At 40.9% G+C, this 25122-nt stretch carries 22 protein-coding genes and 1 riboswitch; of the genes, 15 read left to right on the forward strand and 7 right to left on the reverse strand.

The features are described from left to right. Positions 1-97: 97 nt before the first annotated feature. The gene (locus tag H6A61_RS02985) at positions 98-316 is read right to left on the reverse strand and encodes a hypothetical protein (RefSeq protein WP_204390814.1); all 219 of its coding nucleotides are present in this window, start codon (positions 314-316) and stop codon (positions 98-100) included. Positions 317-479: 163 nt separating this feature from the next. Between H6A61_RS02985 and H6A61_RS02990 the strand changes: the two genes are divergently transcribed. Continuing rightward, on the forward strand, positions 480-1385 hold the full coding sequence (locus H6A61_RS02990; RefSeq protein WP_204390816.1) for a helix-turn-helix domain-containing protein: 906 nt from the start codon (positions 480-482) through the stop codon (positions 1383-1385). Positions 1386-1401: 16 nt separating this feature from the next. On the opposite strand, the gene H6A61_RS02995 is transcribed toward H6A61_RS02990, so the two are convergent. Continuing rightward, positions 1402-2208, reverse strand: a complete 807-nt coding sequence (locus H6A61_RS02995; RefSeq protein ID WP_204390818.1) for an AraC family transcriptional regulator — start codon at positions 2206-2208, stop codon at positions 1402-1404. Between the two features lie 135 nt (positions 2209-2343). Here H6A61_RS02995 and H6A61_RS03000 point away from each other — a divergent pair, with 135 nt between their 5' ends. The 4 genes from H6A61_RS03000 (at position 2344) to H6A61_RS03015 (ending at position 6645) form a co-directional block, all read left to right on the forward strand. Then, positions 2344-3183: an aldo/keto reductase gene (locus H6A61_RS03000; protein WP_204390819.1), complete on the forward strand. Its 840-nt coding sequence runs from the start codon at positions 2344-2346 to the stop codon at positions 3181-3183. Positions 3184-3328: 145 nt separating this feature from the next. Further along, entirely contained in the window at positions 3329-5236 is a 1908-nt protein-coding gene (locus H6A61_RS03005) for a TonB-dependent receptor (protein WP_204390822.1), read from the forward strand. A 19-nt stretch (positions 5237-5255) separates the two neighbouring features. Further along, positions 5256-6086 carry a carboxymuconolactone decarboxylase family protein gene (locus H6A61_RS03010; protein ID WP_375338096.1) on the forward strand — a complete coding sequence of 277 codons (831 nt, stop codon included), beginning with the start codon at positions 5256-5258 and terminating at the stop codon, positions 6084-6086. Position 6087: 1 nt separating this feature from the next. Then, entirely contained in the window at positions 6088-6645 is a 558-nt protein-coding gene (locus H6A61_RS03015; RefSeq protein WP_204390831.1) for a flavodoxin, read from the forward strand. 58 nt (positions 6646-6703) lie between these two features. Here the strand turns inward: H6A61_RS03015 and H6A61_RS03020 are convergent, their stop codons facing one another. Beyond that, on the reverse strand, positions 6704-8989 hold the full coding sequence (locus H6A61_RS03020; RefSeq protein WP_204390838.1) for a TonB-dependent receptor domain-containing protein: 2286 nt from the start codon (positions 8987-8989) through the stop codon (positions 6704-6706). A gap of 150 nt (positions 8990-9139) precedes the next feature. Between H6A61_RS03020 and H6A61_RS03025 the strand changes: the two genes are divergently transcribed. Together H6A61_RS03025 and H6A61_RS03030 are read left to right on the forward strand one after the other, a co-directional pair. Further along, the gene (locus H6A61_RS03025) at positions 9140-10477 is read left to right on the forward strand and encodes a sensor histidine kinase (RefSeq protein WP_204390840.1); all 1338 of its coding nucleotides are present in this window, start codon (positions 9140-9142) and stop codon (positions 10475-10477) included. Between the two features lie 6 nt (positions 10478-10483). Beyond that, positions 10484-11191, forward strand: a complete 708-nt coding sequence (locus tag H6A61_RS03030) for a response regulator transcription factor (protein WP_204390842.1) — start codon at positions 10484-10486, stop codon at positions 11189-11191. A 70-nt stretch (positions 11192-11261) separates the two neighbouring features. Here the strand turns inward: H6A61_RS03030 and H6A61_RS03035 are convergent, their stop codons facing one another. The 4 genes from H6A61_RS03035 to H6A61_RS03050 form a co-directional block, all read right to left on the reverse strand. After that, the gene (locus H6A61_RS03035; RefSeq protein WP_204390844.1) at positions 11262-12602 is read right to left on the reverse strand and encodes a citrate/2-methylcitrate synthase; all 1341 of its coding nucleotides are present in this window, start codon (positions 12600-12602) and stop codon (positions 11262-11264) included. 21 nt (positions 12603-12623) lie between these two features. After that, positions 12624-13883: an NADP-dependent isocitrate dehydrogenase gene (icd, locus tag H6A61_RS03040; protein WP_204390846.1), complete on the reverse strand. Its 1260-nt coding sequence runs from the start codon at positions 13881-13883 to the stop codon at positions 12624-12626. Positions 13884-13919: 36 nt separating this feature from the next. Next, positions 13920-16175: an aconitate hydratase gene (locus tag H6A61_RS03045; RefSeq protein WP_204390848.1), complete on the reverse strand. Its 2256-nt coding sequence runs from the start codon at positions 16173-16175 to the stop codon at positions 13920-13922. Between the two features lie 268 nt (positions 16176-16443). After that, positions 16444-17145, reverse strand: a complete 702-nt coding sequence (locus tag H6A61_RS03050; RefSeq protein ID WP_204390851.1) for a hypothetical protein — start codon at positions 17143-17145, stop codon at positions 16444-16446. A gap of 377 nt (positions 17146-17522) precedes the next feature. Between H6A61_RS03050 and H6A61_RS03055 the strand changes: the two genes are divergently transcribed. From H6A61_RS03055 to H6A61_RS03090, 8 genes are all read left to right on the forward strand, one after another. Further along, on the forward strand, positions 17523-18338 hold the full coding sequence (locus H6A61_RS03055) for a GLPGLI family protein (protein ID WP_204390853.1): 816 nt from the start codon (positions 17523-17525) through the stop codon (positions 18336-18338). 59 nt (positions 18339-18397) lie between these two features. Then, entirely contained in the window at positions 18398-18694 is a 297-nt protein-coding gene (locus H6A61_RS03060; RefSeq protein WP_204390855.1) for a carboxypeptidase regulatory-like domain-containing protein, read from the forward strand. An 84-nt stretch (positions 18695-18778) separates the two neighbouring features. Continuing rightward, on the forward strand, positions 18779-20965 hold the full coding sequence (locus H6A61_RS03065) for a hypothetical protein (RefSeq protein WP_204390856.1): 2187 nt from the start codon (positions 18779-18781) through the stop codon (positions 20963-20965). Positions 20966-21038: 73 nt separating this feature from the next. Next, a riboswitch (TPP riboswitch) is annotated at positions 21039-21140 on the forward strand. Positions 21141-21224: 84 nt separating this feature from the next. Then, positions 21225-21425 (forward strand): sulfur carrier protein ThiS, encoded by a 201-nt coding sequence (gene thiS, locus H6A61_RS03070; protein ID WP_204390857.1) that lies wholly within the window; start codon positions 21225-21227, stop codon positions 21423-21425. A 4-nt stretch (positions 21426-21429) separates the two neighbouring features. Beyond that, positions 21430-22074: a thiamine phosphate synthase gene (locus H6A61_RS03075; protein WP_204390858.1), complete on the forward strand. Its 645-nt coding sequence runs from the start codon at positions 21430-21432 to the stop codon at positions 22072-22074. Between the two features lie 55 nt (positions 22075-22129). Further along, positions 22130-22906 carry a thiazole synthase gene (locus H6A61_RS03080; protein ID WP_204390859.1) on the forward strand — a complete coding sequence of 259 codons (777 nt, stop codon included), beginning with the start codon at positions 22130-22132 and terminating at the stop codon, positions 22904-22906. A 14-nt stretch (positions 22907-22920) separates the two neighbouring features. Then, positions 22921-24618, forward strand: coding sequence for a phosphomethylpyrimidine synthase ThiC (gene thiC / locus H6A61_RS03085; protein WP_204390860.1), 1698 nt, complete (start codon positions 22921-22923; stop codon positions 24616-24618). Between the two features lie 87 nt (positions 24619-24705). Next, positions 24706-25092, forward strand: coding sequence for a four helix bundle protein (locus H6A61_RS03090; protein WP_154044402.1), 387 nt, complete (start codon positions 24706-24708; stop codon positions 25090-25092). The last annotated feature ends 30 nt before the right edge of the window (positions 25093-25122 follow it).

A 25122-nucleotide genomic window follows, 5' to 3' on the forward strand; every position in this document is an offset into this window, starting at 1 on the left:
CACCTTAGATATGCCAGTCAAAGAACCTGCGGTAGATAATACTGCCACAGATGATAGTTTCAAAAAATTTCTTCTGTCCATAATCTATAAACCATTATTAATTACTATTATCAAAACCTGTCAAACCACGTAATATTTCTATTTCGTTATCTTCTAGTTGTAGTTCACATTCCACATTATCTGTATCTGTTATAATTCCATTCTGCGTCAGAAAAAGCTGCAAAAGTGTTTGTGGATTAATGTGATAACGGTCTGCAATAAAACAAACGACCTCGTCTTCACATAATTGGGGAGAAATGATAATTTGCCTATCCATTTTTCACTGTTTTTTTGATATCACAAAGTTACTTGCCCCAGATAACAATGAAGTAACAATAAGTGGGACATTTGTATCATTTTTACTGATAATGCCACTATTGAGTTTTAAGATTAAGTGAAAAGTTTTATTTTTGCCGTGACATGGATAAAAGCATAGCACAATGAGCAAAATTCTGAAAGTAAAAAATGTAAACGATTATTGTAACTGGTTAGGTTATGAAAGCCAACACCAACAGGTTTGTGTAATTGACTACAAGGAAGTTTCCCCTATACGCCATTGTCTGGCCAACTACAGTGTTTACGGAATATTCTTTCACGATGAAGCAGAAATAGACTTGACATACGGGTGTGGCAAATATGACTACAAGAAAGGTACTGTAATTTGTGTAGCCCCGGGGCAGATTGGAGGAAAGGAAGACAACGGTGAACAGGTTATGCTGACCGGATGGGCGCTGCTTTTCCATCCTGATATACTACAAGGAACAGCACTGGAAAAGACTATAAAAAATTATACATTTTTCGATTACCGAATAAACGAGGCTCTACATATGTCAGAAGAGGAACATGACATTTTGGTGTCATTAATGCACCAAATGAGAGATGAGTTATCAAAAAAACACGATGAACAACAGAATGCAATTATAGTGGGCTACATAGAACTGATGCTTAATTTCTGCCAACGTTTCTACAATCGCCAGTTCCTGACCAGAAAGCTGGAAAATTCAGATATACTGATGCGATTCAATTCCCTGTTACAGGATTATTATGAAAAAGGAATACAGTTTACATTCGGATTACCCACTGTGCAGTATTGCGCAAATGAATTATGTATGTCGTCAAACTACTTTGGAGACCTTATAAAAAAGACTACAGGCGATACAGCAAGCAACCATATCAGGCAATACATTATTCAACGTGCCAAAAATGAACTTATAAGCGGAGCAACTGCATCACAAGTAGCATATAATCTGGGATTTGACTATCCTCAACACCTTAGCAGATTATTCAAGAAATGTTGCGGATGTTCCCCGACAGAGTATGTAAAACAGAAAAGGAATGACATTTAGCACTTAATCATGCCCATCACTCTCTGTAATCAGAAGGCTTTATACCTGAATATTGTTGTACATAACGGCTGAAATAGGCCATAGATGAAAACCCGAACATATCTGATATCTGTACTAGCGAAAGAGATTTATCGCGAAGCAGACGAGTTATATCAAGTATGGTATAATTATTGATCCAATAATTGGCTCCGTATCCGCTAACCTTCTTTGAAACTTCGGACAGGTATTTTGATGTGACACAAAGGCAATCCGCATAATATGTCACCTCTCTGTGCTCGCGGTATGCTCCGTCCTCCAGCATCTTCAGGAATCTATTCATAATGGATGCATTTTGTGTGGTAATATCATTCTCACCATAAATACGTGCATGGAAATCAAAAAAATCAAGAATTGCCATCCGCATCGCATTAATAACCGTCTCACGATAAAAACGATGACTTGTGTCATTTATCCTTTGTTCAAGCAGTTCAAAATCACGAAGGCATATATCCTGTTGCTCACGATTTAAGTGCATCACAGGATTCAGAAACAAGGCCAACTGTCCCTTAGTTCCATAATTACTCTGCGGAGTGCATAGAGTCACAAATTCCGGTTTTACATAAATAATTCTGCATCGGAAATCATCTGATGCTACTATCTTTTCTATCATTTTACGCTTGCGTATTATAGACAAATCGCCTGCATGCAATTCAAAATCCTGCCTGTTGAAACGGTACTTACATGTCCCTTCCAAACAAAGCATATGGGCAAGATACTCCTCGTCCGAATCTGTTTTTATTTCTCCAAGTCTATGGGCTACGAATATTTCTTTATTTTCTTCCATATAAATATCCTCCAATTACTAGCAAGAACTGTAAAAATGGTAATTATATCCGCATTTTTTGTTTAAGTCCTATATTACCATGTATCTATCTTTGCACAAAGAACAAAATTATCAAAATAAATTAAAACTGAAAATATGAAAACAGTAAGATTAAACAATGGCGTCGAAATGCCACAGATTGGTTACGGAGTATATCAGGTTTCTCCTTCAGAATGTGAACGTTGTGTGAGCAACGCTTTGGAATGTGGTTACCGTATGATTGATACGGCACAAGCATACCATAACGAAGAAGGTGTAGGAAAAGCAGTTAAGAACAGCGGAATAAAACGAAATGAAATCTTTATTGTAAGCAAGGTTTGGATATCAAATTACGGCTACGAGAATGCACGCAAATCAATAGACGAGAGTTTGAAGAAACTACAAACAGATTATATTGATTTGATGCTACTGCATCAGCCGTTTTGTGACCGCTACGGAGCATATCGGGCACTTGAAGAAGCATACAAAGAAGGTAAACTCAGAGCTATCGGTGTAAGTAATTTCTATCCTGATCACTTTATAGATATAGCCAGTAACATGGAAATAATACCGGCTGTGAATCAGGTGGAGACGCATGTCTTCAACCAACAAATTGAAGCACAGAAAATCATGGAGGAATTCGGTACTAGAATCATGTCATGGGGACCGCTTGCTGAAGGACGCAACAATTTCTTTAATAATACGATATTAGCCAATATTGGAGCAAAGTATGGAAAAAGCATTGCACAGGTAGCATTAAGATGGCTAATACAACGTGGAGTTATCATCATACCGAAATCTACCCATATCGAACGTATGAAAGAAAATATTGACATTTTCGATTTTTCACTGTCACAGGAAGACATGGAAAATATAGCCAAACTGGACACAGGAAAAAGTCTTTTCTTCGACCATCATGATGCCGATACCGTACGCATGTTCATGGGATGGAGATAAAAGGGAAATACAAATATCTGTAATTTGGGTAAATAATGCAGTAATAGATATACGTATTTATACTATATGTGTGATAACTTTGTAGCATCAAAACAAATTTAAAAATTATAGAGACATAATTTATAGAAACTGAACAGAATATTTTATGAGAACAATAATCCCCAATATAAAAAGATATATATTTTACATTGCATTATTTACCCCACTCGGTCTGTCGGCACAAAGCATAATCGACTCCACACGGGTTTATAACATCAATGAAGTGGTAGTGACAGGAAGCCGCAGTGAAACGGATGTACGCCATCTGTCGCAGACGGTATCTGTGGTAGGTCGTGACCGTATAGAAAGCGCCATGCAGCCCTCACTACTGCCTGTACTTACCGAACAGGTTCCGGGACTTTTCGTTACATCACGTGGCATTATGGGATACGGAGTGTCAAACGGCGCTGCGGGAGGTATATCATTACGTGGTTTGAGTGGTGGCTCAGGACGACTGATGGTGATGATTGATGGCCATCCCCAGTACGCAGGTATCTTCGGTCATCCGATAGCCGATGCCTATCAGTCATTCCTTGCTGAACGTGTAGAGGTACTGAGAGGGCCGGCTTCTGTTCTGTACGGTTCTAATGCTATGGGTGGCGTAGTGAATATCGTTACACGCAAAATGCAGGAAGACGGAGTAAACACAAATCTGCATGCAGGATATGGCTCATACAACACACTGGAAACAGAACTCACCAACCGCATCCGCAAAGGACGTTTCTCAAGCGTAATATCAGGTTCTTACAACCGTACTGACGGACATCGTGCTGATATGAATTTCGAGCAATATGGAGGATATGCGAAATTAGGCTATGAAATGACTGACAACTGGAATCTTAGAGGAGACGTCAACGTAACTCATTTCAACGCTTCATATCCAGGGCCTGTGAGTACTCCCCTATTAGATGGAGATCAGAGAATTACACGCGGGATGACTTCATTTGCAATAGAAAACAAATACGACAAGACTTCAGGAGCAGTAAGTTTCTTTTACAACTGGGGGGATCACTGGATCAATGACGGTTATACTCCATCAAAAGGAGAAGGGCCACAGGACAATCGTTTCCTGTCATTCGATAAAATGATGGGTGTATCTCTTTATCAAAGTATGCAGTTCTTCAAAGGCAACCGCATCACTGCCGGATTCGACTGGTTCAACTACGGAGGCCATGCATGGAATGAGTATGTAAGCGGTGAAAAGGTCGGTACCACATCTGATCTGGTTGACAAGCAGGAAAATGAATTTGCAGGATACATTGATGTTCGTCAGGATATAAACTCCTTTATCACACTGAATGCAGGAATCCGTGCCGATCATCACTCACGCATAGGAACAGAATGGGTTCCACAGGCCGGATTGGCTTTCCATCTGCCTCATGCTATGGAACTGAAAGCATCCGCGTCAAAAGGATTCCGCTATCCTATCCTAAGAGAGATGTATATGTTTCCACCACAAAATCCTGACTTGAAACCCGAATCAATGTGGACTTACGAACTTGCATTCTCACAGCGACTTATGAACGGACGATTTAATTATGGTGTAAATATCTTTTACATAGACGGCAAGAACCTGATTATGACACTTCCTAATCCAAACGGTAGCGGAATGCTGAACCAGAACTCAGGCGAGATAGACAATACAGGTATCGAACTACAGGCAGCCTACCGCATAAACAGACAATGGTCTGTTGACGGAAACTACAGTTATCTGCACATGAAAGAGCCTGTGATTGCCGCACCGGAACATAAGCTTTATGGAGGAGTAAACTTTTCACATGGTCGCTGGAATGTATCAACAGGCATACAGTACATAGCCGGACTATATACACAGACCGATCCAGTGAAGACAGAAGATTTCGTATTGTGGAATTTAAGAGCTTCGTTCCGCACTACAAAATGGCTGGACATATGGGTGCGTGGAGAAAACCTGCTGGCACAAAAATATGAAATCAATGCCGGCTACCCTATGCCTAAAGCAACAGTTATGGGTGGTGTGAATATCAATTTCTAAACCAAATATTCATTTAATTATGAAAACAAAATTTTTATTACTGATTAGTTTATCAATTTTAATTTTTCCGAATATGGCTAAATCACAGGTAAAAGTCCAGCAAACTGCAGGACATGATGTATTAGGAGAATTTGCTCCGGAATTCGCACATTTGAACGACAATATCCTTTTTGGTGAAGTATGGAGCCGCAATGACTTGCTTTCCATGCGCGACCGCTCAATCGTTACCGTTGTTGCACTTATGTCGCAAGGTCTGACTGACTCATCATTCAGACACCATCTTGAGTTCGCAAAAAAGAACGGAGTGACTAAAACTGAAATAGCGGAAATACTTACTCATGCAGCATTCTATGCAGGCTGGCCTAAAGCATGGGCTGCATTCCGTATGGCAAAAGAAGTATGGACTGAGAATGCGGACAGTATAGCAAGCACATCACTCGACGCATACGCTCAGACAATTATCTTCCCTGTAGGCAAACCTAACGATGCATACGCTAAATATTTCGTAGGTCAAAGCTATCTGGCTCCTATAGTTGCAGAAGGAGTTCCCGTTGCCAATGTAACATTTGAGCCTGGATGCCGTAATAACTGGCACATCCATAAAGCCAATAAAGGTGGAGGACAGACTCTTATCTGCGTAGGCGGTCGTGGCTACTATCAGGAATGGGGTAAAGAGCCTATAGAAATGAATCCGGGCGACGTTATATATATCCCGACCGGAGTCAAGCATTGGCATGGAGCCGCTCCTGACAGCTGGTTCTCACATCTTGCTATGGAAATTCCGGGTGAAGAATGCAGTAACGAATGGCTGGAACCGGTAAATGACAAAGATTATTCAAAACTGAAATAACATGAGAACTTTAATACTGATAATTATGAGTCTTTTTTGCTTGAACAGCCAGTCAAACGCACAGCAAAAGAAGGATAATGCGGAAACTAAAATCCTTGTGGCTTATTTTTCATGTACGGGAAACACCGAAAGCGTTGCCAAATCAATTTCAAAAGCTACCGGTGGAACACTGTACAAAATTACTCCAAAGAAAGCATATTCTTCTGCCGACCTTGACTGGAGAGACAAAAACAGCAGAAGTTCAATAGAAATGAATGACGACAATTCACGTCCTGAACTTGGTGGTGAAACTCTTAATATGAATAACTACGACACTGTATTTATAGGCTACCCTATCTGGTGGGATTTATGTCCGCGTCCGGTAAATACATTCATTGAGAAGTATAACCTTTCCGGCAAGACGGTTATTCCTTTTGCTACATCAGGCGGAAGCTCCATCAACAACAGTGTTAAACAACTGAAGAAGCTGTATCCAGAAGTGGATTGGAAAGAAGGCCGCTTGTTCAACAGAGGAAGCAAACAGGCTGAAGAATGGGCTAAACAGATTATCACAAAATGATATATCCATGATATAGATTTAGGACTGACTTTCTTTTAGGGAAGCCAGTCCTTTTTTATTAATATCCAAACCTTGAAGTGTCAACCTTCTTGCGTTCCTTAGATTTAAATCCGCCAAACCTGTACGTAAACGACAGCGAAACGTAACGACTGTCTGCATGCTGTATTATTTCAAAGCGTTGTCCTCTGTCATTTACGGTTGCATTCGGCGTAGCTGTATTAAACAGATCATTACCTGTCAGGCGAAACTCGGCATTCCTTTTTGCAAACATCCATTTCAAGCCGGCATCCACTTTCCATATTGAAGACAGATCGTAATTGCCTTGAATTGACGGACTAACATACATAGCATTCAACTCCAGACTGATGGATGGCTTGGAGGACAAAGTAAATGTATTGTTAATCATAGCGACTCCTCGCCATACGGAGTTGTCGAAGCCTATACCATGATAATCACGACACACATGCCTGAAGTAGGAACCATCAAGTGTGATACGCGAATTCCAGAAACTTCCTATTGTAAATGGTATTATTGCAGATATTCCGTAGTTCCTCTGATAGTCATAGTTTACAGACTGATATATCATGACCAGTTCGTCAGGACTCTGATATGCCAACTGTCCGAAAAGGCCCTTTATATGGGTATAATATACACTGAACATATATTTGCTTTTAAGCACATAAGTTAGGTCTGCAATATAATCAGTAGAAGGACGCAATTGCGGATTTCCCAACACTTTTGAATATCCGTTCAGATAGCTTACAGAATTCTGTATATCCCAGTAATCAGGATATGTCTTGTCGGAAGAGAAAGACAATTGAAAGATGTGTGCAGCAGAAGGAACATAACTTAACTGCATTGTGGGATATACAGACCAGTCTGTATAATCGGCAAGTCTATAGTATTCTCCGGCAAGCGACATGGATAAGGAAAGTTTTTCATTAAATGACTTTTCAAAACCTCCATAAAAATTATAAGTCTTTTCTTCAAGATTTGATGATGAATTCATATCTGACATATCAGTTCCGTCTGCAGGTGTATATTTCTGTAAGCTTTTTTCATTGGCAAATGAGAAGTTGATACCATAATTTACGCTCCATCCCTTTGGTAATGCGTGAGTCTGACCTGCATATACATTCCAACGGTTTACATACTGACTGCTGTTGAGAATAAATTTCTGCTCTTTGAGGGACGACTTATCATTAAAGTTCTGCACACTAGGATAAGCATAGTAAGTATAATCCATACCTACATTCGTACCCCATCCTGAAGTATAATCAGCGCTGAAGTTATGCATCTGTTCATCTCCCGTCCTTATATTTGAAGATTCGGAAAGAGTACCATTAGAGTTTTCTGTAGATTTACTATTTGGACTTATAGCCGATGTATATGCCACACTCAGATTATCATCATCAGTTATTCTATAATCAATGGAAGCGCGCATATTATGAGTTAGCCTCTGTCGATTACCGGTATTATACTGTGATATATCATACACTTTATCACCTAATGTATGGTGAGAAATAAAATCATTTGAAGATTTGATTTTTGAATAATCTGCTGAATAAAGTACATCTGCCGACAGTTTCTCACCGGAAAAGGACATACTCATATTACCTCCACCTCGTGAATATATACCCTGAGTGAAGTTACCCCCTACTTCACCACGCAACAAAGGCTTTTCAGACTTGTTCTTTTTCAATACGATATTTATAACTGCTCCCCTTACACGATATTTTGCAGGAGCACTGTACATTACTTCCGCTTTCTCTACATTCGAAACAGGAGTATTCTTCAGAAGATTTACCAACTGTTCGGCAGTCATGGACGATGGGCGTCCGTTCAATATTATGGTTGGGCTGCCTGCTCCAACGAGCTGCAATCCGCTATCCTGTTCCATCACTCCGGGCAGACGTGTCACAGCCTCATAGGCATTGCTTACCGATGATTTTTCTGCTATTACAGAAACATCGTATGACAACAATCCGTTTTCTGCCTTCACCAAAGGACGTTCTCCTTTTATCACTACTTCATCAAGACTATAATTCTGTTCCTTCATTGTTACTACACCGACATTCGGTTCGTTGAAATCTCTGGAAATTGTTTCGTAAAGAATATGCTGGAATATCAGTCGAAACGATTTAAGACATGTATCGAACACAAACCTTCCTTGTGCGTCCGTTATCACTGCATCCACAAACACCGAGTCTTCTGACTGCATCACTACAGTAACAGCCTCAACCGGTTGCTGGTTTCTATTGACCACTTTTCCGTTCACGTTCTGCGACATGACATTGTTTATGCATATAATCATGCAAAAGATAATAATCACTAAAGTTTTCATAAAGCATAGTTATTTGTTTTCGTGATGCAAAGTAAGCCTAAACGCTCGTCATAATACGTTATACGGTTGTTATGCTTTTGTTATATTATTGTTATCATATTCAGTATTGTTAATTTATTGTTATATCTTTGTGCGACAAAATATCAACATATGAACGGAAAGTATATCAAAATAATAACATTTCTTGGATTGCTTGTAATTGTGATTATCCAGAGTGTATGGCTGGTAAAAACATATCAGCTGATAGAGCTGCAATTGACTCAATCCGGAAACCGTATATTTCCCAAATCCGTATTGAACGAAGTGTTGGAAAGGCTCAGTATCATAACAGAATCATACGGTGAAGATAAAACCTTAAACCTGTCAACCAACATGGACTATGACGAAAACATCAGCGACAAGACTCTGAAAGAACATCTGATATCCTTTCTGAACAATTATGCCGATTCATTATACCAGTCGCATGTATCCATCCAACTATTGGACTCCATCTTCAAGGCTGACATGAAAGAAGAAGGATATAATGCCGAGCTATACTGTATGAAGGTAGATTCTACAGGCATTCCTATTGACGATGAAAAAAAGATTTCCGGAATAAATGCAATGAGGACTATAAAGACTTCAGTCGTAGCACTTAACAAGGACAAGACAGAATGCGTGCAGGCTGTTATCGTAAATCCGTACTGGATAGCAATCCGCGAGATGAGCGTACTGCTCATTGCTACAGCTTTGCTTATCTGTTTTGTAGCCGGATGCATAATCTATCAGATAAAAATCATCATAAAACAGAACAAGATAGCCATGCTGAGACAGGACTTCACATATGCCATGATTCACGACATGAAAACGCCGATAAACACTATCACGATGGCCGGTCATGTGCTTGAAAGTGGTATAATGGACAGTAATCCGGCACTGAAAAAGCAATATTTCTCCATACTGAAAGAAGAGAGTATGCATCTTCTGAATCTTGCAGAAAAGATACTTACAATAGCCAAGATAGAGCAGTCAAGACTCAAACTCAATAACGAGGAAATAGATTTGAACTCAATGTTTGATGAACTGATACAGAAATTCAGTCTGAAATCAGACAAGAATGTTTCTTTCATAAAAGAATTCAGCATCACATCACGCCTGATGGCAGACAAGGAGTATCTGAAAGAAGCTATAAGCAATCTGATAGACAATTCCCTGAAATACTCTGACGAAAAAGTGACTGTGAAACTGACAGCAGAAGAAAATGGAAGTTCAATCCTAATAAAAGTCCGGGACGACGGATGGGGTATTCCACTGAAAGAACAGAAACGAATATTTGAGAAGTTCCAACGTGGCGGACTGGAATATAGAAAAGACAATAAAGTATCAGGTTTCGGACTTGGACTGAACTACGTATATAAAGTCATAACAGCTATGAACGGAAGCGTTTCGCTAAACAGCATAGAAGGAGAATACAGTGAATTCATATTGACCTTACCTATAAAAAACTGATGAATCATGACAAGAGTATTACTGGTGGAAGATGACAAAAATCTGAGTTTCATACTAAAAAGCAGTCTGGAACAGATGATTGGAGGTTATGAGGTAGTATCCGTCGCCAACGGCAAAGACGGATTGGATATGCTTATAAATGAAAACTTCGATGTAATAGTTTCGGACGTGGAAATGCCTGTAATGGACGGAGTGACTATGGTACAGCATATCAGAAAGAATCATCCGTCATTAGCCATAATTTTTATTACCGGTCTTACTACGGCCCGCGATGTAATAAACGGATATCAGGCCGGAGCCGATTTCTATATAAAGAAGCCTTTCCTTCCAGAGGAACTTGACGCACACATTCAGGCAGTATTAAGAATGAGGCATAACACTCAGGCAGAAAGTCCTGCTGGCAATGATGAAGATACTATATTTACAATAGGCAAATACAGTTTCGACCCGACACAGAACCTGCTAATATTCGAAAATGAACAACACAACCTGACAGCCAAGGAAAGCAAAATACTTGAAATGCTTTGCCGCGAAAAAGGGAAAGTTGTAAGCAGGGAAAACATCCTTAATGAAATCTGGGGTAATTCTGATTTCTATTCATCCAGAAGCCTTGATGTTTTCATAACGAAACTCAGAAAATATCTTTCTAAAGACACAGATGTATCACTGAATGTACTGAAGGGTGTGGGGATATGCCTTAAAGTTCAACAATAACCAAACAGCCGACCAGTTCAGAACGAACCAGCCGGCTGTTTTCACCAATCAATTATTTCATTATTAACTATTATCTTTCTGATATAGGTTTGTAAGGTACCTCATTAAGTACATTCTTGTATGCAGGACGGATGATACGACGACCATCGAAATGCAATTCCTCGATGCGGTGAGCCGTCCAACCGACGATTCTCGCCATAGCAAACAGAGGAGTATAAATCTCATGAGGCAATCCCATCATCTCATATATAAATCCTGAATAGAAGTCAACATTAGAGCATACTTTCTTCTTGTCTCCCTTGACTTTCTTGAAACAAGCAATGGCACGCTTTTCTATCAACTCCAGGAAGGCAAATTCTTTTTCACAGCCCTTTTCAGCCACAAGTTCACTAGCCAACTCTTTCAGAAGAACTGCACGGGGATCGGAAATGGTATATACGGCATGGCCTATACCATAGATAAGACCACTCTTGTCGTAAGCCTCTTTATTCAGCATACGGGTTAGGTAAGTATCTATCTCGTCAACATTAGTCCAGTCTGAAATGGCTTCTTTCAGGTGATGGAACATATTTACAACCTGAATGTTTGCGCCACCATGTAACGGGCCTTTGAGCGAACCTATTCCTGCCGCGATACTTGAATATGTATCTGTACGGGTTGAACTTGTAACTCTGACAGTGAATGTAGAGTTGTTACCACCACCATGCTCAGCCTGGAGGACAAGCAGAAGGTCAAGCATACGTGCCTCAAGAGGAGTGTAATCTTTCTTAATCATGTAAAGAAAATTCTCTGCCAACGAGAGTTTCTCATCCGGATAGCGGATATGCAATGAGCGTCCGTGTGTACTGTGACGGTAGATGCTATATGCGTATGCTATGACTGTTGGGAACTTTGAGATAAGTTCGATAGACTGACGCATAAGATTGTCGCGAGAGATGTCATCCGGATTAGGGTCGAATGTATACATTTCCAAAACGCTACGGGCCAGGATATTCATTATATTATGACCTTCTAGGTCGATGATATTCATCGTAGTCTTCTTGTCAAGCGGCATATTGTCGTTTATCAGTTCCTTGAAAGAAGCCAGCTGCTCCTTGTCAGGAAGCTCGCCCGACAAAAGCAGATATGCAACCTCTTCGAAACCGAAACGTTTCTCTTTCAAAAGAGCATGAACAATATCATCCAAATCATATCCTCTATAGAAAAGCTTACCGGGAATAGGTTTCAGACCTTCTTCCGTTTTCTCATATCCTACTACATTTCCTATTTTTGTAAGTCCTACAAGCACACCTGTTCCATCCTCATTACGAAGACCACGTTTTACATTATAACTTGTAAATAAGCTATTGTCAATTCTACATGCCTGCTTCGCACATTCGGAAAGTTTGTAAACTATATATTCTTTTTTCATGTTCAATTCGTTATAGTTGAATTAAAGACTTTGTATTATTCTTTCAGTAAACTCTTCTGTACTCAAGACTTTACCGTCCGGCATAAATCTTGCCAAATCGATGGTAGCCTCAGAATTTTCAAAAACCTGTTCAAGGGCAGATGTAATCAGGTCGGCTGCTTCCTGCCATCCCAAATACTCAAGCATCATTACTGATGACAGAAGAAGAGAACATGGATTAACCATATTCTTACCTGCAATATCCGGAGCTGTGCCGTGGGTAGCCTCGAAAATGGCATGACCGCTATTGTAGTTTATGTTTGCTCCCGGAGCAATACCTATACCGCCTACCATGGCAGCCAGCTGATCGGAAACATAGTCACCGTTAAGATTCAGAGTAGCGATAACAGAATAGTCTTCCGGTTTCAGCAATGTATTCTGAAGGAAAGCATCTGCAATACAGTCTTTTATTATTACTTTTCCCTTGTTGATAGCCTCAGCCATGGCGGCTTTTGCAGATTCTTCGCCCAAATCTTTCTTCAACTGCTGATAATAGTTCATGGTGAATGTCTGTTCTGCAAACTCAGTTTCAGCCACTTCATATCCCCATTTCTTGAAACCGCCTTCGGTGAACTTCATGATGTTTCCCTTATGAACAAGTGTTACCGACGGAAGCTTATGATCCAAGGCATATTGTATTGCAGAGCGAACAAGACGTTTTGTACCTTCTACTGAAACAGGCTTTACTCCAAAAGAAGAAGTTTCAGGGAATCTCACCTTGGTAACTTTCATCTCATTGTAAAGGAAATCATAGAATTTCTTTGCTTCAGGAGTACCCTGTTCCCATTCTATTCCGGCATATATATCTTCTGTATTCTCTCTGAAAATACACATGTCAACTTTCTGAGGCTCTTTCAAAGGAGATACTACACCCTTAAACCATCTTACAGGACGCAGACAAACATACAAGTCCAATGTCTGGCGCAATGCCACGTTGAGTGAACGTATTCCACCTCCTACAGGTGTTGTAAGCGGACCTTTGATTCCTATAAGATATTCTCTGAATACATCCATAGTAGATTGTGGAAGCCACTCTCCCACCTGTTTATAAGCCTTTTCACCGGCCAGGACTTCCATCCATTCTATAGAGCGTTCATCTTTATAAGCTAACTTTACTGCTTCATTTACAATTTTCTGGCAAGCCGGAGTTATTTCAGCTCCTACACCATCTCCTTCAATAAAAGGTATAGTAACATTTGAAGGTACCACAAGTTTGCCTTCTTCCATACGAACTTTACTCATTGTCTAGTTTCTCCTATATTAGTTGTATATTGATTGTTATTTTCTAAATGTATTAAGCGCAGAACCGGCCTTGAACCATTCAATCTGCATTTCATTATATGTATGTACAGCCTCGAAAGAATCCTGAGTACCGTCTTCATGAGTTAATACCACTTTCAGATTACGTCCAGGCGCGAATGATTCAAGTCCAACGATTGAAATCCTGTCATGTTCCTGTACTTTGTCATAGTCATCCTTATCGGCAAAAGTCAGCGCAAGCATACCTTGTTTCTTCAGATTTGTTTCGTGGATACGTGCGAAACTCTTTGCAAGGATAACCTTTACGTTAAGGAATCGAGGTTCCATGGCAGCATGTTCACGGCTTGAACCTTCACCATAGTTTTCTTCTGCCACTACAATTGATGAAATGCCTTTAGCCTTATATCCGCCGGCTACAGCTGATACTTCACCATAACTGCCGTCCGCTGAGTTCCAAACCTTATTTGTCTCACCGTTGAATGCATTCACAGCTCCCATCAGCATATTCCTGGAGATATTTTCCAAATGTCCGCGGAATCGAAGCCATGGACCTGCCATTGAGATATGGTCTGTGGTACACTTGCCTTTGGTCTTGATAAGAAGAGGCATATCCAATAAATCCTTACCATCCCATGGAGCAAACGGCTGAAGCTTCTGCAGACGTTCTGATTTCGGATCAATGATAACCTCAATATTGCATCCGTCTGCTGAAGGAGCTACATAACCGTTATCATCAACTGTAAATCCTTTCACAGGGAGCTTGTCACCAGTAGGGGCATCCAGTTTCACCTGCTCGCCTTTATCGTTTATCAGAGTATCTGTCATAGGATTAAAGCACAGGTCTCCAGCTATGGCAAATGCTGTAGCAATCTCCGGTGATGCCACAAAAGCATGTGTATTCGGATTGCCGTCCGCACGTTTCGCGAAATTTCTGTTGAACGAAGTCACAATGGAATTCGGTCTTGTAGGATTATCTGTCTCACGTTTCCACTGACCGATGCAAGGACCGCAGGCATTTGTCATTATCACAGCACCTGCTTTCTCAAAATCAGCAATCATACCGTCACGCTTTGATGTACAGTACACAAGTTCAGAACCAGGATTAACCAACAATGGTGATGCCATCTTCAAACCTTTGTCTTTCAACTGTCTTACCAACGAAGCAGCCCTTCCCAAATCCTGATATGAAGAGTTGGTACATGAACCGATAAGCCCAACTTCCATACGTTGAGGATAACCGTTTGCAATGACCTTGTCCTTGAACTCAGATAACGGACATGCCGCATCCGGTGTAAACGGACCGTTAAGATACGGTTCCAATGCAGACAGATCTATCTCAATAACTTTGTCGTAATACTTTTCAGGTGACGACAGAACCTCATTATCTGCTTTCAGGTCGTCAGCTACTTTTAGAGCCATGTCGGCTACTTCCTCACGTCCTGTAGCTCTAAGATATTCAACTATTTCATAATCGAAAGGAAAGACAGATGTAGTTGCTCCTACCTCCGCTCCCATATTACAGATTGTAGCCTTTCCTGTAGCCGAAATTGAAGAAGTACCTTCCCCGAAGTACTCTATTATGGCATTTGTACCACCCTTGACAGTCAGTATTCCGGCCAATTTTAAGATAACATCCTTCGGTGCTGCCCATCCGTTCAGTTTTCCTTTGAGATGTACACCAATTATTCTTGGCATCTTCAGTTCCCATTCCATTCCTGTCATAACATCAACGGCATCGGCACCCCCGACACCGATAGCAATCATTCCAAGACCGCCTGCATTCGGAGTATGCGAATCAGTACCTACCATCATTCCTCCAGGGAAAGCATAATTCTCGAGCACAACCTGATGTATGATTCCTGCTCCCGGCTTCCAGAAACCGATTCCATATTTCGATGCTACACTCTTCAGAAAATCATATACTTCCTTGTTGGTTGTCTGTGCTACAGGCAAATCAACAGAAGCGCCTTTATATGCCTGTATAAGATGATCGCAATGTACAGTTGCTGGTACAGCAGAAACATTCTTACCGGCATTCATAAACTGAAGCAATGCCATTTGCGCGGTGGCATCCTGCATTGCAACTCTGTCAGGACGAAAATTCACATAGTCCACACCTCTCTCAAAACACTTGATGGAATTAGCATCGTAGAGATGACTATACAAAATCTTTTCTGCCAAAGTCAATGCCCTACCTAATTTTTTTCGTGTATCCTGTACTTTACCGTTATATGAAACATAAAATTGTTTCATCATTTCCAAATCATACATCATAGTAACTAAATCCTATTTATTATGTAAATACCTTTTATAATTAAAGCTCAAAACTTTACACAGTCTGTCAGATAAATAAGCATTTCATTATACTATTATCATCAATAGTAGAATTTGACTATCAAAAATCCACTACAGCACTGCTTTTAATTAAAGTTGTGCAATATTCGGTATAAAAATTGAAATATGCAAGCAATATGCAATATTTAATTGATAAAAGATATATTTTTACAGAATACCAGTACAAATAGTTACATGAATATACAATTTAAAAACGAACACCAATACCAACAAATACCGAATGCATCATACTGACTTTAGGTAATGAAAGCTTACTTCCTTCGACTGTAATATTCCTGCTACCGCCATAAATGTCAAAATCAGAAAAAGTGTAACCTGCCGATAACACTAATCTTTCATCTATTTCCAATGATATGGTTGTACGGACATTGTAATATACCTTTCTTGCACCACTGTTTGTCACCTCTTCTCTTTTTATTGCAGACCATTCTCCCTGCTGGTTTGGAAAGTAATCAATGGTGAATCTTCTGTCGGAAGGAAGAGGTATTGTCAGTCCGGGCGAAACAGAAAGATATAGGGCATAGTCTTTGTCTTTACCTATCCATAGTTTTGGGGAATTCAAACGCAAAGCAGGACGGAAAGCAAAAAAGTAACTTACCGAATTGTCATTGGTTTCACTCCACCTAAATTGTTTATTTACAGCAACTCCACCTAAAGATTTCGACGGATACGGGGAAGTAAACACCAAGCCCGCCGTCAGACCTACATAGTCTATAGGCAGAAAAGTAACCGAAGGTTCAACCTCCCATGAACTTTGACTGGTCAAAGCTCCGTTTAGCTCCACTAGCCAAAGTCGCTTCTCTTTTATATCTTGAGAATGAAGTGAAACAAAACCGCACAAAAGAAAAATAACAGTAAATCTTAGAACTGATGCTTTAATAAACCTCATAAACAAATTTATTTTATTCAATTAATATTCTTCTGAAATTAATATCCGAGCAAGCTTACAGAATACTCAAAAAAAATACTGGCACGTTTTTTAAAAGCTTCTGAAAAGGCTTTTTTCATACTTATTTTCGAATGCAAAAATATAGTATTACAATACATTACAACAAACAGAGCGATGTACATTGTAAAACGACGGCACACTGATTTTCAGAGCGTTAGATAAAAACATGATGTACTTTTTATGTAAGGCAACAAAGGGACCCTCCTCATTATACTATAATTTGTGTCTTCAACAAAAAATTTTCTTTTCTATTCAATATAAATTACAAAGAAAAATATTACTTTTGACACATATTCACTAACATCTAATATATATATATGAGAAAATACTTACTTTTTGCTTTGCTTTCCATCTTTTACACTATCAGCTTGCATGCACAGTCTTCAAACAATTCTATCCGATGCATATATTTGGAAAACTATATCAAAGATTCTGCTAAGCCCAAGGATATCCGTCAGGATGAATTTGCACTTGATATTTACCCGGATGGGAAATCAGCTTTTTACAGTGTTTACGAAAGAGCTATCCGCACATCGCGCGACAGCATGTTACGTATAGGTATGACTGCTACTGAAATAATAAACCAACAGGCAGATATGCCACGAACACATCAATATTTTGAATATTATAAAAACAGTCCTGCCAAAGGTACTTACAAGTGCTATGACAAAGTAGTGAAAATGTATTGTTATGAAGAAAAACTCCCTTCACTGCAATGGAACATTGTTCCGGAAACCAAAGAACTGTTGGGACACACTTGCCAAAAAGCTACCGTAACTATTGACGGTCGTACTTGGGAAGTATGGTTCACACCTCAAATACCTGTTGCCGAAGGTCCATGGCTTCTAGGCGGATTGCCGGGGCTGATACTTGAAGCTGTAGATACAGAAGGAATTTTCCACTTCAAGGCAATTGAACTGAAAAACTTTTCAGAAACCATAAAAGAACCTGATACAAAACAAATCATACGTTGCACCCGCAAAGAATTCCTTACTCTCCGCCAGAATTATGAGAAAGATCCCAACAGCGGACTGAAAGCCATAACAGGCAGAAATCTGCAAATCATGGGTGCAGACGGCAAACCGCTGAAAAGCAGAAAGAAACAAATCAACTTCTTTGAGAAACAGCCTTAATAAGTCTTGAATTTCTTTTTGGCTCAAAATTGTATAACCATGTAAGCAGGTAGATTTGTATGAAAAGATATACTGTCATTTTCTTTCTGATACTGAACGTTCTTTCAGGTTTCAGCCAAAGCTATGTGGGAACCGTTGTCAATCAGGACTCCGGCAAGACTATTGATGGAGTATCTCTCTGCGTGCTCTCTTCCGACAGTCTGATTATCAGTTATGCCATTACCGACCAGAAAGGACGGTTTGAAATCAAGGTACCGGAAACAAAGCTGCAACCTGCTTTGCTTTCTTTTCAGGCATTGGGGTTCAAGAGAAAAACAATGAAAATCGTTCCGGGACAGTCTGAATACAATGTGTAGCTTCAGGAAGAGGTTTATCAGCTACAAGCTGTAAAAGTATCTGCACAGAGGATTCAGCAAAAACAGGATACACTGGTATATTCGGTGGCAGGATTTGCCCAACCTCAAGACAGGAGCATAGCAGACGTTCTTGCCAAAATGCCAGGTATAGAGGTAAAACCGGACGGAATGATCAGTTTCCAGGGGAAAAACATCAACAAGTTCTATATAGAAGGTATGGACTTGATGAACGACCGTTATGCCCTGGCTTCAAACAACATTTCACGTAAGAGGGTAAAGGCAGTGGAGGTATTGCAGAACCATCAGCCGATCGAACTTCTGAAGGGTAAGCTTTTCAGCGAACAGGCTGCCATCAATCTGATTCTGGAGGATGACAGCAAGATGAATCTCGTTGGTACTGCCGATGTAGGTTTAGGAGCAAATGCCGATGACATGCTATATAGCAATCGTCTGCTTGCCATGCTCTTCAAGAAAAAATACCAGACTCTTTCACTCTACAAGAACGACAATACGGGTCTCGACCTGTATAACGAAGTCAATCCGATACGACTTTCTGATCTGTTGGAAAAACGTACTACTGAAGAGGATGCTTTGATTTCTTCTGTCACTACACAAAGGCCTGACATAGACCAGAACAGATACCGTTTCAACCGCTCTCATCTGGTGGCTACCAACCATCTTTTCCAACTTGCTCCAAAGAGTACGCTACGTGCACAGGTAAGTTACTTCAATGATGTAGCCGAACGTAACAACTGGGTGGAGACCGACTATCTCCTTGCCGAAAATGCATCCGGTACCTTGATTGAAAGTCACTCCCTACATGAACGCAGAAACAGGCTGGATGCAAGCCTGAATTTCGAAATAAACCGTAAGGAACTTTATCTGAAAAATGAAAGCAAGGGAGCATTCGACTGGCTGGACTCTAAAAGTAACACTATATGGAATGACAACCGTTTACAGCTTTCTTCTTCTCCGGACAGAAGATATTTTTCGGATATACTTGATATAAAACTCCCGCTTTCCAATGATAAGTATCTGTCTGTTTCTTCCATAAACGGATATAATTATCATCCACAGGAACTTTCCCTTTACTCCGGTGAGAATCAGCGGGTGGATTATACCTCTTTTCAAACATATACAACGGCTGCCTTCCGTCACAGGTTCTTCGGTATGTATGCCAACTATCAGATTGGTTTTCAGGGACTTTTTCAGTCCCTTTCGGCTCAGATAGGAAATAATGAGACTTTGCCGTCACAACGCTTCAACCGCTATCTGCCACATATTGGATTAGGGTTAAACTATCAGACATCCGACTTTCAGGTGGAAGCGGAAGCCAAACTCCAAAGAATGGATATAAGGTTCCGACAACCTGAAACTTTGCAGCGCAAAGGTGAGTTTTATCCTGATGCGAAGCTGTTCTTGAAATATACGTTTTCAGGTACTTCCTTTATAAGTATGACTTATCAATACGGCAAGCAGTTGGAAGATTTGAGGGATTTATATTCCGGATATCTTTTTACCTCTTATCGCACAATAGTAGATAATACACATGCTCCGGAAGCCAACAGCAATCACCGTGTCACGATGAACTATCAGTACAGCCACCCTATCAAGGGACTGTTCTTCTCTGTCTCTGCAACGGCCAGAAGAGCACAAAAGAAAACAGCCTACGAAAGTCGTCTGACGGAAGGTAATGAAGTGCTGGTGCGTAGCCTAACTGCTGCACCTCACCATGCCGATATGTATCTGGTTACTTCACGGCTCAGCAAATCATTCAGTGCATGGAAGAGTCTTCTGACACTTTCGGGTACATACATGCGTAATCAGGATGCCCTGCTTTATGGCGGAACGCTTACAGACTATGATATGGACAGCTATTCGGCAGTCATTTCCTATTCAGGCCGTCCGTTATCCTGGCTTTCGGTAGAGTTGCGTTCTTTATGGCAACAGAACCGCATGCACTCACCTTCTACCGATTCACGCGTCAACCAACTGAAGCATAGCATAGACCTTAATTTCCCTGTTACAGAGAAACTGATATTCAGTGTTTCCAATGCCTGTCACCAATCACTGGAAACCGACGAAAATTCCTGGTTTACTGACTTTGCGGCCAGTTATACTTATAGAAGACTGGAATTTCAACTGAAAGCCAATAACATTTTAGGAAAGTCCGTTTACGAGCGTGAGTTTGTCTCCTCTATCGAGCGGAATTATTATCGCTTCACACTTCGTCCGCGTGAATTCCTGGCAGGTGTATCATTTACGTTCTGAATATCAAGTGGTATCGTAAAAAATATAAATTATTGTCCGCTTTTTGAATCTTTTGTTTAACTTTGCGTCCGAAGTAAAGACAAAGGGGTGCCCAAAGAATAAAACCCGGGCTGAGATTATACCCTATGAACCTGATGCGGTTAATACCGACGAAGGGATTGTCCTCAAAAAAGACATCCGTCATAAGATATTCTCTCAAGCTGTAATTCTTACATTCTCTTTGTGTTTGCTTTGACTAACATTTTAAAACAAGTCATTTATGAAAATACAAGTAAACAACAAAGAGACAGAACTCACTCAAGGCAATAATGTTGCATCGCTTGCACAACAGCTCGAACTTCCACAGCAGGGAGTGGCAGTTGCTCTTAATAACCGTATGATTCCCCGTAGCCAGTGGGCTGAACAGGAAATCAAGGAAGGCGACAGTCTTGTAATAATAAAAGCAGCTTGCGGAGGATAATGATATGGATACTAAAGCATTCAAATTACAGTTCATCACTCATTTCACAGAACAGTATTCTTATCTGGATTCGGCACGTATGGCTCTTGAAGGCGGTTGCCGATGGATTCAACTGCGCATGAAGGATGCTTCCGACGAGGAAGTGGAAGCAATTGCCATAAAGGTTCAGGAATTATGCAAACAGTATAATGCAACCTTCATCATAGACGACCGTGTGGAACTTGTCAAGAAACTGAAAGCCGACGGTGTACACCTGGGAAAGAACGACATGCCTATAGCTGAAGCAAGAAGAATATTGGGAAATGAATTCATTATAGGTGGAACAGCCAACACTTTCGATGACGTTAAGGCACATTACCTTTCAGGTGCCGACTATATTGGTTGCGGTCCGTTCCGTTTCACAACTACCAAGAAAAAATTAAGCCCGATATTAGGTCTTGAAGGCTACCGCTCAATCACCAGTCAGATGAAAGCCGAAGGAATCAACCTGCCGATAGTCGCAATAGGCGGTATCACAATTGATGATATTCCTGAAATAATGCAAACCGGAGTGACTGGCATTGCGCTAAGCGGAACTATACTAAGAGCTGAAAATCCGGTGGAAGAAACAAGGAAAATTGTGGAGATGGTGGAGAGAAGCAGTTGTTAGATTTTATCTAACTTAAAAACTCAAGAACTTAAGAACTCAAAAACTCATAACATATATGGAAAAACTTATTATTGCGGGTCGTGAATTCGAATCCCGCCTTTTCCTGGGAACAGGGAAATTCAACTCAAACCAGCAGATGGAAGAAGCCATCCTGGCATCCGGCACAGAAATGGTTACTGTAGCCATGAAACGTATCGAACTTGAAGACAAGGAAGACGATATGTTGCGCCATATCGTTCATCCGCATATACAACTGTTGCCAAACACTTCAGGTGTACGTACAGCGGAAGAAGCTGTCTTCGCCGCACAGATGGCCCGTGAGGCATTCGGCACAAACTGGCTGAAACTGGAAATACATCCGGACCCTCGCTACCTGTTGCCGGACTCAACAGAAACACTTAAAGCGACAGAGGAACTGGTGAAACTTGGTTTCGTAGTCCTTCCTTACTGCCAGGCTGACCCTACACTCTGCAAGCGTCTGGAAGAAGCAGGTGCGGCTACTGTGATGCCCCTTGCTGCTCCTATAGGTACAAACAAAGGTTTGCAGACTCGTGATTTCCTTCGTATAATCATCGAACAGAGCAATGTCCCTGTAGTAGTTGATGCCGGTATCGGTGCTCCGAGCCATGCTGCCGAAGCTATGGAAATGGGTGCAGCAGCCTGCCTAGTAAACACAGCAATCGCCGTTGCAGGTAATCCAGTGGAAATGGCCATAGCATTTAAGGAAGCTGTCATCGCCGGTCGCCGTGCATACGAAGCAGGATTGGGTATTAAGGCTGACAACCTCGTAGCTTCTGCTTCATCTCCTCTAACTTCATTCTTAAACGAATAAACTTTACAATTCACATGGACAACGAAAAAGATAAAAAAGCATACGCCCATGCAGAAAAGGCCTACATGCAAGGTACAATGTTCCCTTTCATAAAAGTAGGTATGCAGAAAGTAAATCTCACTCCTACTGTCAACATCGTTGACGGCGAGAAAGTGATGACACCGAATGCCCCTGTATATATATATGATACAAGCGGACCTTTCAGCGACCCTAATATTGAGATTGACCTGAAAAAAGGATTGCCACGTATGCGTGAGAGCTGGATTACATCACGCGGTGATGTGGAACAGTTACCTTCAATCACTTCAGAATACGGAAAAATGCGCCGTGATGATAAGTCGCTCGATCATCTCCGTTTCGAGCATATCGCATTGCCATACCGTGCCAAGGAAGGTAAGTGCTGTACGCAGATGTACTATGCCAAGCAGGGTATCGTAACTCCTGAAATGGAATATGTTGCCATCCGCGAGAACATGAACTGCCGCGAACTTGGTATCGAAACATATATCACTCCGGAATTTGTACGCGACGAGATTGCTGCCGGACGTGCCGTATTGCCTGCAAATATCAATCACCCAGAATCGGAACCTATGATTATAGGACGTAACTTCCTTGTGAAAATCAATACCAACATCGGTAACTCTGCCACTACCTCAAGCATCGACGAAGAAGTAGATAAGGCTGTATGGAGCTGCAAATGGGGTGGCGACACACTGATGGATCTTTCTACAGGTGCAAACATCCACGAAACCCGCGAATGGATTGTACGCAACTGCCCTGTTCCCGTAGGTACTGTGCCTATCTATCAGGCTTTGGAGAAAGTAAACGGTAAGGTGGAAGACCTCAACTGGGAAATTTACAAGGATACACTGATAGAACAGTGCGAGCAGGGTGTTGACTACTTCACTATCCACGCCGGAATTCGTCTGCATAATGTACACCTTGCCGACAAACGTCTTTGCGGTATCGTGAGCCGTGGCGGAAGTATCATGAGCAAGTGGTGTAAGATATATAATAAGGAGTCTTTCCTTTATGAACATTTCGACGAGATTTGCGATATCCTTGCACAGTATGACGTAGCAGTTTCATTGGGCGACGGTCTCCGTCCGGGCTCAATCTACGATGCCAACGACGAGGCACAATTTGCAGAGCTTGACACACTGGGTGAACTGGTACTCCGTGCATGGAACAAAAACGTACAGGCATTCATCGAAGGACCGGGACATGTACCTTTGCACAAGATACAGGAGAACATGGAACGTCAGATCAAGTCGTGCCACAATGCTCCGTTCTACACACTAGGCCCACTTGTAACAGATATCGCTCCGGGTTACGACCATATCACATCAGCTATCGGTGCAGCTCAGATTGGTTGGTTGGGTACCGCAATGCTTTGCTATGTGACTCCGAAGGAACACCTCGGCCTGCCTAACCGCGAGGATGTACGCACAGGTGTCATCACATACAAGATTGCCGCTCATGCTGCCGACCTTGCAAAAGGACATCCGGGAGCACAGATTCGCGACAACGCCCTCAGCAAGGCCCGCTACGAATTCCGCTGGCGCGACCAGTTCCATCTTTCACTGGATCCTGACCGTGCCCTTGAATATTTCAACGAAGGACGCCACACAGACGGTGAATACTGTACAATGTGCGGTCCGAACTTCTGCGCAATGAAGCTTAGCCGCGATCTTAAATCAATTAAAAGTTAAGAATTAAAAATTAATAATGGGTGGATGTTTACATAATGTATCATATTTTCATTAGAATAATATTCATCCATATTATCACAAACAAATATGAGTACTGACAATTTAATTGATAATAAATCTGTACAATTTGCTTTAAGAATAATAAAAGCATACCAATTTCTCTCTACTGAAAAGAAAGAGCTGGTAATGTCCAAGCAGTTGTTACGCAGTGGTACGGCAATAGGAGCGTTAATAAAAGAAGCCGAATTTGCTGAAAGTAAAAATGACTTCATTCACAAACTGCATATTGCGCTGAAAGAAGCTAACGAAACAAGCTATTGGCTCCTGCTACTATCTGAGTCTAACTACATTGACAAAGCTTCATATTTATCAATAGATGCAGATTGTAATGAAATTATCAAATTGTTGGTAAGCATAATAAAATCCTGTAAGTCAAACATCAAAAACAATAATTTGACTGACAGCAACATTTAATTCTTAATTATTAATTTTTAATTATTAATT

This window comes from Bacteroides caecigallinarum (assembly GCF_016901995.1).
GTDB classification, from domain to species: domain Bacteria; phylum Bacteroidota; class Bacteroidia; order Bacteroidales; family Bacteroidaceae; genus Phocaeicola; species Phocaeicola cellulolyticus.